This window comes from Mesorhizobium sophorae (genome assembly GCF_002270415.1).
GTDB classification, from domain to species: Bacteria; Pseudomonadota; Alphaproteobacteria; order Rhizobiales; family Rhizobiaceae; genus Mesorhizobium; species Mesorhizobium sophorae.
This window is the reverse complement of record NZ_NNRI01000012.1, coordinates 278,992-290,709: the sequence shown is the minus strand read 5'-3', so window position 1 is coordinate 290,709 and position 11,718 is coordinate 278,992. Positions and strand designations below refer to the sequence as shown.

The window sequence follows — 11,718 nt, the reverse complement described above, 5'->3', positions numbered from 1 at the left end:
AGGGTCGCCAGGCCCGAGCCTCGCGGGATCGTTTGGCTCAACTCGTATGGGCGACAATTTTGTCGACCGTTTCGGGGAAGAAGTCCGGCGCCGCGAGGCGTTTGCCGAACATCATGTCGTACTGCAGCAGGCGGAAATCGCGGATCGTCGGATCGATTTCCTTCTGCCGTGACCAATCTGGCGTGGCTTCGCCCGTCGGCGTCAGCAACAAATTGCGGTCGACGACGCGGTAGCGTTCACGCATCTCACCCAGGAACCCGGTGTAGTAGGGGTGGGTGATGCCGGCGGTGGTGAGGATATGATAGGGCAGGAACGCCGGGCTCACCGCGCCCAGGTTCTCGACCGGACCGGAGTGGTTCGACCAGATGATCAGCGGCGTCTGGTGATGTTCGAGCGCGGCTTGCGGCGTCGGTTCCTTGCGCGGCGCGACATTGTCTTTCAGGAACCCGGTTTCGACATAGACCGGCCCCAGCGGCGGCAGATGGTCGCCGAAGAAGGCGATCACGGTGGGACGGGAGCGTTTCTTCGCCCATTCGACAAGGCGTTCAAGGCCACGATCGGCGTCGGCTGACCCTTCGGCGTAGCTGAGCAGCGATTCGCGTGCCCATTGGCTGATCGGTGCCTGCACCGTGTGGGTTGGATTGTAATAGCGGTTCGGCTCGTAGGGGCCGTGGTTTTGCAGGCTGACCGCAAAGAAAAACACCGGCTCATCGCTGGCGTCGGCCTCGCTGATGATCTCGTCGGTCATCGCCGCATCGGACGCCAGCGGCCCGCGCTTTTGCAAGGGCGGCAGCGTCTCTTCTGATTTGAAATCGTTGAAGCCGAAATCAGCGTAGACCGCGCCACGGTTCCAGAACCAGTTGGTGCCGGGATGGATGGCGCGCGCCCGGTAGCCCTGGCTCTTGAGGAAGGTTGCGAGCGAAGGCGTCGGCGTGCGCACATATTGCTGATAGGGGATGCTGCCGGCCGGCAGGAAGGCATTGGAAAAGCCGGTCAGCGCCTCGAACTCGATGTTGGCGGTCATGCCGCCGAATTCGGGCGAGAACATCGAGCCCGAACGCAACGCGCGCACGTTGGGGATCGGGTCGGGCGTGATGGTGACGCCGGGCAGCTTGGTCGGATCCCAGAAGGATTCGCTCATGACGATGATGATGTCGGGCTTCTCGGCCGGCATCGAGGCGGTCACATCGGTCCTGTCGATCGCCGCGATTGCCTTGTCGGAATAGCCTGGCGGCGCCGAGACATGCGCCATCGGCACGTTGAGTGCAAAGGCCAGGGCAAAGCCGTTGGAAGCATAGTTTTCCTTCTGGTCCCACATGATCGGGATGATCTGCAGCCGGTCCCTGGTCCAGGAGAAGGTGGCGTAGTCCATGATCGAAACGAAGAAGGCGAGCAGCGGCACCGCCAGCGTCAGCCGGGCAAGACGGCCCTTGCGGCTGAGCGCCGGAACCTTGCGCCGCCATAGCCGCCAGCCATAGACGAGCAGCGACAGGCCGGCGACGATGCCGACCACCATGGCGAGCGCGGTCATCGGCCGGTCGCGCACCAGGAGCGGCAGCAGCGCGAAGATCTGGCGGGCATAGAGGAAATCGGTGGGATAGAGCGGATCGCCGAGATAATGCGACTTCTGGTGGCCGACGAAGGCAAGGGAAAGGGTCAGCGGCGCGACGATCATCAGGCTCTGGTGGCTGCGGCCAAGCACGGCATCGAGGCCGATCAGGATCAGCGCGAACACGACGATGGTGGTCCAGCCCGGCTTGAGCGGCTGCAGGAAGAAGGCGACCGTGCCGGCAAAGTCGCCGCGCACGATCAATTCGATCGCAAACACCATGACGGCCGCGATCGCCAGGCTGACCAGCCCATAGCGCACGACCGGCCATGTCCTGCCCGGCAGATAGCCGGTGGACGGGTCGTCTTCCAGGAACTGTGGCGCGGCTTTGCCGACGCGTTTAGAACTCTTTGCCACTTTAACTTCCCCACCCAGCGACAAACTCGTCACTCGATTGTCATATAATTGTCACGCAAAGCTAGCGCCTGTGGCGGAAATAAGAAGAGCCAGCAAACGATTCGTGAGCGGTTTTCATCAGGAGTGATCGCCAAAAAGCCTTTCGGAACAGGCACTCGGCCGGCGATGGTGCCGCCGGCCAGGGTCGAACTGGGCTTGACTTGGCGGCCTGCCTTGCGTCACAGGCAAGAAAAACCCGACTATCGGGCAAGCAAAACCAGCCCTTGGGAGCCCTCATATGGCCGTTGCATTCACCTTTCCTGGACAAGGCAGCCAGGCTGTCGGCATGGGCAAGGATCTCGCCGTTGCCTTTCCCGAGGCGCGCAGGGTCTTCCAGGAGGTGGACGACGCGCTTGGCGAAAACCTGTCGAAGCTGATCTGGGAAGGGCCGGAGGAGACGTTGACGCTGACCGCCAATGCCCAGCCGGCGCTGATGGCGGTGTCGCTGGCCGCGATCAGGGCGCTGGAATCGCGCGGCTTCTCGCTGAAGGACAAGGTCGCCTATGTCGCCGGCCATTCGCTGGGCGAATATTCGGCGCTCGCGGCCGCCGGCTTCGTTTCGGTTGCCGATGCCGCCAGGCTGCTGCGCATCCGGGGCAATGCCATGCAGGCGGCGGTGCCGGCCGGCGAGGGCGCCATGGCGGCTATCATCGGGTTGGAACAGGCGGATGTAGAAGCCGCCTGCGCCGAGGCTGCCCAAGGGGCTGGCTCTGTCTGCCAGGTGGCGAACGACAATGGCGGCGGCCAACTGGTCATTTCAGGCACAAAGGGCGCAGTGGAGCTGGCGGCGAAACTTTGCACGGAAAAGGGCGCCAAGCGGGCGCTGATGCTGCAGGTTTCGGCGCCATTCCACTCCGCGCTGATGACGCCGGCGGCCGAGATCATGCGCGAGGCTCTGGGCAGCGTGGCGAAGGCCGCCCCGGTGGTTCCCATCGTCTCCAACGTCACCGTCACCCCGACCAATGATCCGGACGAGATCGCGCGGCGTCTGGTCGAGCAGGTGATTGCCCGCGTGCGCTGGCGCGAGACAGTGGAATGGTTCGGCGCAAACGGCATCGCCACGCTTTACGAGATCGGTGCCGGAAAGGTGCTTTCAGGCCTGGCGCGGCGCATCAACCGCGACATCGCCACCGCGTCGGTCGGCTCCGCGGCTGATGTCGAGGCGGCGCTGGCGACGCTTGTTTAATCTAGTGCCATTTGACCCTGCCCGTGCAAAGGGTGTTCTCTTCTCAATCAGGAGACAAAAATGTTCGAATTGACTGGCCGCAAGGCACTCGTCACCGGCGCATCGGGAGGCATTGGCGAGGCGATCGCCAGGGTCCTGCATGCGCAAGGCGCCATCGTCGGCCTGCATGGCACACGGGTCGAGAAATTGGAGACGCTGGCCGCCGAGCTTGGCGATCGGGTCAAGCTGTTCCCGGCCAACCTGTCGAACCGTGACGAGGTCAAGGCGCTCGGCCAGAAGGCGGAGGCCGATCTCGAAGGTGTCGACATCCTGGTCAACAATGCCGGCATCACCAAGGACGGGCTGTTCGTGCGCATGTCGGACGCCGACTGGGATACCGTGCTCGAGGTCAACCTGACCGCTGTCTTCAGGCTGACCCGCGAACTCACCCATCCCATGATGCGCCGCCGTCACGGCCGTATCATCAACATCACCTCGGTTGTCGGTGTCACCGGCAATCCCGGCCAGGCCAACTACTGCGCCTCCAAGGCCGGCATGATCGGCTTTTCGAAATCGCTGGCGCAGGAGATCGCCACCCGCAACATCACCGTCAACTGCGTCGCCCCGGGCTTCATCGAATCGGCGATGACCGACAAGCTCAACGACAAGCAGAAGGAGGCGATCATGGCGGCGATCCCGACGCGCCGCATGGGCACCGGCGCCGAAGTCGCATCCGCCGTTGCCTATCTCGCCTCCAACGAAGCCGCCTACGTCACCGGCCAGACCATCCATGTGAATGGCGGCATGGCGATGATCTGAACGAGGTCCGGCGGAGTTGTTGCCGGCTTGTGAAAAGAGACCATTTCGGCTTGGACCTCGGCTATTTTTCGTGTAATGCGGCCCGCAACCCGGCGGTTCGGGCAAAAACCGGTCCGTGGCCGTTGCGTTTCCGGCAGGACCATCTTTCAGCTTGATTAGCGGCATTCTGCCCGCTAACGAAGACAGACAAACAAAAGACGAGGATGCCCCAAATGAGTGACACCGCAGAGCGCGTCAAAAAGATCGTCATCGAGCACCTTGGTGTCGATGCCGACAAAGTGACGGAGCAGGCGAGCTTCATCGATGATCTGGGCGCCGACAGCCTCGACACGGTCGAACTCGTCATGGCGTTCGAAGAAGAATTCGGCGTCGAGATCCCCGACGATGCGGCCGAGACCATCCTGACCGTCGGCGACGCGGTGAAGTATATCGATAAGGCATCCGCCTGACGCTTTCCGCAGTCATCACCGGGGAGGACCTGCGATGAGGCGTGTCGTCGTCACGGGCCTTGGGTTGTTGTCGCCATTCGGCATGGGCTTCGAGCACAGCTGGAAGGAACTACTGACCGGCCGCAGCGCAGCCAAGCGCATCACCGAGTTTGAGGTGGAGGATCTTGCCTGCAAGATCGCCCACGTCATTCCGCGTGGCGATGGCAGCAATGCCACCTTCAATCCCGAGGCCGTGCTCGAGCCGAAGGAATTGCGCAAGATCGGCGACTTCATCCTGTACGGGATTGCCGCCGCCGACGAGGCGCTGAAGGATTCCGGCTGGGAGCCAAAAACCCATGCCGAGCAGTGCGCCACGGGTGTGCTGATCGGCTCCGGCATCGGCGGCATCGAAGGCATCGCCGAGAACGCGATGATCCTCAAGGAACGCGGCCCGCGCCGCATCAGCCCGTTCTTCATCCCCGGCCAGATCATCAATCTCGTCTCCGGGCAGGTCTCGATCAGGCACGGGCTTAAAGGCCCGAACCACGCCGTCGTCACGGCCTGTTCAACCGGTGCGCACGCCATTGGCGACGCTGCCCGGCTGATCATGTGGGGCGATGCCGACGTGATGGTCGCCGGTGGCGCCGAAGCGCCGGTGACGCGGCTGTCGATCGCCGGCTTCGCCGCGTGCCGGGCACTGTCGACCGATCGCAACGATGCGCCGCAAACGGCGTCGCGCCCCTACGACCGCGACCGCGACGGCTTCGTCATGGGCGAGGGCGCCGGCGTCGTCGTGCTTGAAGAGCTCGAACACGCCAAGGCGCGCGGCGCCAAGATTTACGCCGAGGTGACCGGCTACGGCCTCACCGGTGATGCCCATCACATCACAGCGCCTGCCGAAGACGGTGACGGCGCCTTCCGCTGCATGACGGCGGCGTTGAACCGGGCCAAGCTGACGCCCGCCGATGTCGACTACATCAACGCGCACGGCACCTCGACCATGGCCGATACGATCGAACTCGGCGCCGTCGAGCGGCTTGTCGGCAATGCCGCGTCGAAGATTTCGATGTCGTCGACCAAGTCGTCGATCGGCCATCTGCTGGGGGCGGCCGGTGCTGCCGAAGCGATCTTTTCGATCCTCGCCATTCGCGACAATGTCGCGCCGGCGACCATCAACCTCGACAACCCGGAGCGCGAGACCGCGATCGACCTGGTGCCCAACAAGCCGCGCGCTCGCCAGATCGACGTTGCGCTGTCCAATTCCTTCGGCTTTGGCGGCACCAACGCTTCGCTCGTCTTCCAGCGCTATAATGGCTGATCGTCCAACTGCCCGGCGATGCTTCGGCATGCCGTCAATTTTGCCATATTCGCCCCTACTCTGCCGCAGGGGATTCGTTGAGCGATCAAACGGTAGGGCGAAATGAACACAAATCCGGCGGGCAACGGAGAATTCGGACAGCGTCCGGCATCGGGGCCGATCATGCCGAAGACGGCGAGCGAGGCCTTGCGGCCGGAGGCCGGCACACCGCCGCCGAAGCGCTCGCGTGCTTCGCGCAGCCAGGTCGTCGTGTTCATGAACTTCGTCATCTCCGTGGTGATGCTGATGGTTCTGGCGGCCGGCGCCGCGGTCTATTTCGGCAAGCAGGAATTCACCGAAGCTGGCCCCTCGGCCAATGGCGACACGTTCCTGGTCAAGCCGAATACCGGCGTCCAGGATATTGCCGACCAGCTCGAACGCCGCGGACTGATCAGCGACGCCCGGATCTTCCGCCTTGGCGTGCGCGCCTACGGCAATGATTCGGCGTTGAAGGCCGGCGAGTACGAGATCAAGCCCAAGGCTTCCATGCGCGAGATCATGGAGCTTTTGAAGAGCGGCAAGTCGGTGATGTATTCGCTGACCGTTCCAGAAGGGTTGACGGTCGAGCAGGCGCTGCAGCGCATCGCCGATGAGCCGGCGTTGAGCGGCGATATGCCGGCGACCACTCCTCCCGAGGGCAGCCTCGCCACCGACACGCTGCGCTTCACGCGCGGCGCGACACGCCAGCAGATGATCGACAAGTTGCTGGGAGATCAGAAGAAGCTGGTCGACGAAGTCTGGCAGCGGCGCGCGCCGGACCTGCCGCTGGCCAATGTCGAAGAGTTCGTTACGCTGGCCTCGATCGTCGAGAAGGAAACGGGCAAGGGTGACGAGCGCTCACGGGTTGCCGCGGTCTTCCTGAACCGGCTGGCCAAGGGCATGCGCCTGCAATCCGACCCAACCATCATCTACGGTCTGTTCGGCGGCAAGGGCAAGCCGGCGGACCGGCCGATCTACCAGTCGGACATCCAGAAGCAGACACCCTACAACACCTATGTGATCAACGGGCTGCCACCGACGCCGATCGCCAATCCGGGTCGGGCGGCGCTGGAGGCGGTGGCCAATCCGTCGAAGACCGACGATCTTTACTTCGTCGCCGATGGTACCGGCGGCCATGTCTTTGCCGCGACGCTCGAAGAGCACAATGAGAACGTCGCCCGCTATCGCGCGTTGCAGAAAAAGCAGGCCGACGACGCCGCCAAAGGCGCCAACACCACCGGCGCCGGCGACAGCAATGCCGACAAGCCGGCCGACGGCAATGCCGACAAGCCGGTTGACGGCAATGTTGACAAGCCGGCTGACGGAGGCGACGACAGCGGCGGCGGCGATGCGGGCGCTGCCCAGTAGGACGAAGAAGGGCGTTGCCACAAGGCGGCGCCCTTGACATTTGGAGCAGCGCCGCGCGTCCGATTTCGGCGGGCCTGCGGCGCAGTCATTTTTAAGCTGCACGTGCTCCCCTCCGGAAAACCGGTTTCGGAGCGATGTGCCAGGGACTTGTGGGCGACATGAATTTGCAGAGCATGACCGGTTTTGCACGTGCCGTCGCCGAGCATGAAGGCACCGCGATCGCCTGGGAGGTCAAGTCCGTCAACGGCAAGAGCGTCGAGGTGAGGCTGCGATTGCCGCAAGGTTTCGAACGGCTGGAACCGGCTGTCAGGCAGACGCTTCAGAAGCGCTTTGCGCGGGGTAATTTCCAGGCGACACTGACCATTGGCCGTGCCGCCGGCGCGCAGGCGCAGCCCGTCGTCAACGAAGTCTTTCTGAAGGACCTTGCGGGGCTCGCCAAGCGGTTGCAGGAGCAGTTCGGTGTCGCCCCCGCGACATCAGACGGATTGCTTTCGCTGCGCGGCGTGCTCGATATTCCCGAGACTGTCGAAACCGAAGATGTGCGCGCCGCGCTCGACATCGCGATCACGGCTGCGCTCGAGGTGGCCCTCAAAGGGCTGGAACAGGCGCGACAGGGCGAAGGTGCCGCGCTGGCCCTGCTGTTGGCGGGCCATATCGACGCAATCGAGGCGCTGACGTTGCGGGCCGAGGCCGATCCGTCGCGCGAGACGGCGGCGATCCGCGAACGCCTCGCCGAGCAGGTCAGGCTGCTGATGGACGCGTCCGCCAATCTGGACGCCAGCCGGTTGCACATGGAGGCGGCTTTCCTGGCCACCAAAGCCGATATTCGCGAAGAGATCGACCGCCTGAAAACGCATGTCGCATCTGGTCGGGCACTGCTCGAGGGTGGCGGCGCGGTCGGCCGCAAGCTCGATTTTCTGGCACAGGAATTTAACCGCGAATCGAATACGCTGTGCTCGAAGTCGAACGCCGCTACGGTCACCGCGATCGGGCTGGAACTGAAGGCCGTGGTCGACCAGTTTCGTGAACAGATCCAGAATCTGGAGTAGCCGATGGTTGCCAAGGATTTAGGGTCCCGCATTCGCCGCCGGGGCCTGATGCTCGTCCTGTCGTCGCCGTCCGGCGCCGGCAAGTCGACGATCGCGCGCAACCTTCTGGAAAGCGATTCCAGCCTCGAACTGTCGGTCTCGGTCACCACCAGACCGCGCCGCGGCAGTGAGATCGAAGGTGTTCACTACCATTTCCGGACAATGCGCGATTTCGAGCGGCTGCGCGATTCCGACGCCCTGCTGGAATGGGCCGAAGTGCACGGCAATTGCTACGCGACACCGCGCGAGCCGGCCGAACTGGCGCTGGCTGAAGGGCGCGACATGCTGTTCGACATCGACTGGCAAGGCGCACAGCAGCTCAAGGAGAAGATGCGTGCCGATATCGTCTCGATTTTCATCCTGCCGCCGTCGATGAAGGAATTGAAGGCGCGGCTGAAGCGTCGCGCCGAAGACCAGGAGGCGGTGATCGAGACGCGGCTGAAAAACGCCCGCAACGAGATCGAGCACTGGAAGGAATATGATTTCGTCATCGTCAATGACGACCTCGATCGCGCCTTCGCCGAAGTGCGCGGCATCGTCGTCGCCGAGCGGCTGAGACGCGATCGCCGGCCCGGCCTGTTCGATTTCGTCTCGGGACTGTTGGATGAGAAGACCGGCTGATGCTTCTTCCTTCCCCTGTGAACAGGGAGAAGAAAGCTACATCGTGTTGGTCAGGCGCACGAATTCCTCGACGCTGAGTGTTTCCGCGCGGCGTGTCGGATCGATGCCGGCGTGTTCGAGCAAAGCTTCGCCGCCGAGGCTTTTCACACTCTGCCGCAGCATCTTGCGGCGTTGGCCGAAGGCGGCTTCGGTGACGCGGCCGAGTTTTTTCACATCGGCGGGCAGGGGTGTCGCGCGCGGCTCCAGATGCACCACAGAAGAGGTGACCTTGGGCGGCGGTGTGAACGCCTGGGGCGGCACGTCGAAGGCGATCCTGGCCTGTGTGCGCCAGCCGGCCAGCACGCCAAGCCTGCCATAGGCATCGCTGCCGGGAGTGGCGACGATGCGTTGGGCCACCTCGCGCTGGAACATCAGGGTCATCGATGCATAGAAGGGCGGCCATTCGCCGACCGTCAACCAGCGCACCAGCAGCTCCGTGCCGATATTGTAGGGCAGGTTGGCGATGATCTTGACCGGGCCGCCGGCTCCCCCATCGGCAAGGGCTGCGAAGTCCGTCTTCAGCGCATCGCCGGATACAACCTCCAGCCGGCCGGGATAATGATCCGATATTTCCGCGAGCGCCGCCAGGCAGCGTTCGTCGCGCTCGATCGCAATGACCTGGCGCGCCCCGTTGGCGAGCAATGCGCGGGTCAGCCCGCCAGGGCCGGGACCGACCTCGATCACGGTTGCATTGGACAAGTCGCCGGCGGTGCGGGCGATCTTGCCGGTGAGGTTGAGGTCGAACAGGAAATTCTGGCCGAGCGCCTTCTTTGCCTGCAGCCCATGACGCTCGATCACCTCGCGCAGCGGCGGCAGCCCATCGATGCTCATGCGCGCAGGCTCAGGCAGGAAGCGCTCATACTGCGGCGGCCCTCGTGCCGCTGTCGGCCAATCGCCTGGCGAGCTTCAGCGCCGCCATCAGGCTGTCGGGCCTCGCCACGCCCTTGCCGGCAATGTCGAAGGCCGTACCGTGGTCGGGCGAGGTGCGAATGAAGGGCAGGCCGAGCGTGACATTGACCGCCTCGTCGAAGGCCAGTGCCTTGGCCGGAATCAGCGCCTGGTCGTGATACATGCACAGGGCCGCATCGTAGCCGGCCCGGGCCCGGGCGTGGAACAATGTATCGGCGGGCAGGGGGCCGAAAGCGTCGATGCCTTCGGCTCGCAGGATGTCGACCGCCGGGCGCACGATGCGCTCGTCCTCGAGGCCCATGGCACCGCCTTCACCCGCATGCGGATTGAGCCCGGCAATGGCCAGCCGCGGCCTGGCGATGCCGAAGCGGCCGATGAGGTCGGCAGCGGTGATGCGGGCGGTCGCGACGATCAATTCGGTGGTCAGCGCCTTGGGCACCGCCGCCAGCGCGATGTGTATGGTGACGGGGACGGTGCGCAACTCGGGGCCGGCCAGCATCATCACCGGCATCGCCTCGACGCCAGTGTGTCGGGCCGACAGATGCGCCAGATATTCAGTGTGGCCGGGAAAGCCAAAGCCGGCATCGTAGAGGGGCTTCTTGGCGATCGGGCAGGTGACGACAGCGGCGGCGTCGCCGGCAAGGCAGTCGGCGACGGCGCGGTCGATGGCTTCGATGGTGGCGGCCGCATTGGCCGGGTCCGGCCGGCCGGGGCTGTCGATGCAGCGAGCAGCCAGCGGCACGATCGGCAGGGCGCGGCCAAACACTTGCGCCGCTTTCGCGGGTGTCGTTTCAACGACCGGCAACGAAATGCCGAGGAGGCGGGCCCGGGAGGCGATCAGCGCCGGATCGGCGAGCAGATAGAAGGGAGGCAAGGCTGCGGCCTCGCGCGCCATGAAAGCGGCAATCGCGATCTCCGGCCCGATGCCGGACGGATCGCCGGCGCTCAAGGCGAGCGCACTCACTGTGCTGCCCACGTCAGCGCTTGACGATGCGGGCTTTCGCCTTCAACTCGTCGACATATTTCTTGCTGAGCTCATCGGCGTTCTTGTCACCACCTGAGCCTTCGCTCTGGAACACCATCTGGGCAACCTTATCGTCCGAGACTTCGCGCGACGAGCAGATGCCGATGAATTCGACGCCGCGTTCGGTCTCGCGCGTGACGGTTGCGCCACCGACCTTGGTTGCCTTGATCTGCTCGGCCCAGTCCGACGGCAGTTGCGGCGCCAGCACCCGGCCCAGGTCACGAACGGTGACGTCGATCAGGCCCTTGGCGAACTCATGCGTCGTGCTGCAGCCGTTGAAGCGGGCGCGCATGGCGTCAGCCTCACGCTTGCGTTTGGCCAGCGTCGCGCTACGCTCGGCGGCTGGTACCACGAAGATGACCTGCTGCAGCATGTACTCGGTAGCGCTCGGCTTGGAGCCGCCTTTTTCGAGCATCTTCCTGACAAGGTCTTGCTCGCTGACGGCGCCGGTGCCATCGCCAGAACGGTAACGCGCGCTCAAGGCCTGGTTCCAGGCCATCTGGGCGCGGATGAATTCCTTGAAGTGGCCCTTGGTGACGCCTGATTTCTCCATGACGCCGTCGAGCTGGCTGAGCTGCATCTTGTTGTTCGAGGCAAAGCGCTGGTAGGCAGCCTCGACCTGCGCATCGCTGATGCGGATACCAAGCCGCTTGGCCTCGGCCAGCCGCAGTGTCTGGTCGATCATTTCCTGGGCGGCATCGCCCTTCTTGCGCTGCAGCTTCAAGAAGGCGGCGCGATGCGCGATGTCACCGGAGGTGACCGGAACGTCATTGACGACATATTTGATCTCGCTGGCGAAAGCCGGCGGCGTCATCACGGTGACCGACACGGACGTCGCCGCCAAAAGCAGCGCGAACCCTGCTGAAAACAGATATTTCCTCATCGTTGGCATCCCAATTCTATCCCGGTTCCGCCC

At 64.1% G+C, this 11,718-nt stretch carries 12 protein-coding genes; 7 read left to right on the top strand and 5 right to left on the bottom strand.

Annotated features, from left to right (window positions below):
- Positions 1-37: 37 nt before the first annotated feature.
- On the bottom strand, positions 38-1,990 hold the full coding sequence (locus CGZ66_RS18710; protein ID WP_095086404.1) for an LTA synthase family protein: 1,953 nt from the start codon (positions 1,988-1,990) through the stop codon (positions 38-40).
- 253 nt (positions 1,991-2,243) lie between these two features.
- On the opposite strand from CGZ66_RS18710, the gene fabD reads away from it, so the two are divergent.
- The 4 genes from fabD to fabF all read left to right on the top strand — a co-directional run bounded on the left by fabD (position 2,244) and on the right by fabF (position 5,735).
- Entirely contained in the window at positions 2,244-3,191 is a 948-nt protein-coding gene (gene fabD, locus CGZ66_RS18705; protein WP_095086402.1) for an ACP S-malonyltransferase, read from the top strand.
- Between the two features lie 60 nt (positions 3,192-3,251).
- On the top strand, positions 3,252-3,989 hold the full coding sequence (gene fabG, locus CGZ66_RS18700; protein ID WP_095086399.1) for a 3-oxoacyl-[acyl-carrier-protein] reductase: 738 nt from the start codon (positions 3,252-3,254) through the stop codon (positions 3,987-3,989).
- Positions 3,990-4,201: 212 nt separating this feature from the next.
- Positions 4,202-4,438 (top strand): acyl carrier protein, encoded by a 237-nt coding sequence (locus CGZ66_RS18695; RefSeq protein ID WP_006203723.1) that lies wholly within the window; start codon positions 4,202-4,204, stop codon positions 4,436-4,438.
- Between the two features lie 34 nt (positions 4,439-4,472).
- Positions 4,473-5,735, top strand: a complete 1,263-nt coding sequence (fabF, locus tag CGZ66_RS18690; RefSeq protein ID WP_095086397.1) for a beta-ketoacyl-ACP synthase II — start codon at positions 4,473-4,475, stop codon at positions 5,733-5,735.
- Here fabF and CGZ66_RS40810 read toward each other — a convergent pair.
- Complete coding sequence (locus CGZ66_RS40810) at positions 5,723-5,992, bottom strand: hypothetical protein (RefSeq protein ID WP_245331143.1); 270 nt, start codon at positions 5,990-5,992, stop codon at positions 5,723-5,725. The genes fabF and CGZ66_RS40810 overlap by 13 nt on opposite strands.
- On the opposite strand from CGZ66_RS40810, the gene mltG reads away from it, so the two are divergent.
- The 3 genes from mltG to gmk all read left to right on the top strand — a co-directional run bounded on the left by mltG (position 5,898) and on the right by gmk (position 8,830).
- Positions 5,898-7,121 (top strand): endolytic transglycosylase MltG, encoded by a 1,224-nt coding sequence (gene mltG, locus CGZ66_RS18685; RefSeq protein WP_245331142.1) that lies wholly within the window; start codon positions 5,898-5,900, stop codon positions 7,119-7,121. The two genes, CGZ66_RS40810 and mltG, sit on opposite strands and share 95 nt — an antisense overlap.
- A 158-nt stretch (positions 7,122-7,279) precedes the next feature.
- A complete protein-coding gene (locus CGZ66_RS18680; protein WP_095086395.1) occupies positions 7,280-8,170 on the top strand; it encodes a YicC/YloC family endoribonuclease in 891 nt (296 codons plus the stop codon).
- A gap of 3 nt (positions 8,171-8,173) precedes the next feature.
- Positions 8,174-8,830 (top strand): guanylate kinase, encoded by a 657-nt coding sequence (gene gmk / locus CGZ66_RS18675; RefSeq protein WP_095086392.1) that lies wholly within the window; start codon positions 8,174-8,176, stop codon positions 8,828-8,830.
- A gap of 36 nt (positions 8,831-8,866) precedes the next feature.
- On the opposite strand, the gene rsmA is transcribed toward gmk, so the two are convergent.
- Genes rsmA through CGZ66_RS18660 form a run of 3 tightly spaced genes read right to left on the bottom strand, consistent with a single transcriptional unit; the run spans position 8,867 to position 11,694 of the window.
- A complete protein-coding gene (gene rsmA / locus CGZ66_RS18670; protein WP_095086389.1) occupies positions 8,867-9,700 on the bottom strand; it encodes a 16S rRNA (adenine(1518)-N(6)/adenine(1519)-N(6))-dimethyltransferase RsmA in 834 nt (277 codons plus the stop codon).
- 25 nt (positions 9,701-9,725) lie between these two features.
- Positions 9,726-10,742, bottom strand: coding sequence for a 4-hydroxythreonine-4-phosphate dehydrogenase PdxA (pdxA, locus tag CGZ66_RS18665; RefSeq protein WP_425352297.1), 1,017 nt, complete (start codon positions 10,740-10,742; stop codon positions 9,726-9,728).
- A gap of 13 nt (positions 10,743-10,755) precedes the next feature.
- Positions 10,756-11,694, bottom strand: a complete 939-nt coding sequence (locus CGZ66_RS18660) for a peptidylprolyl isomerase (protein ID WP_167392163.1) — start codon at positions 11,692-11,694, stop codon at positions 10,756-10,758.
- Between the last annotated feature and the right edge of the window lie 24 nt (positions 11,695-11,718).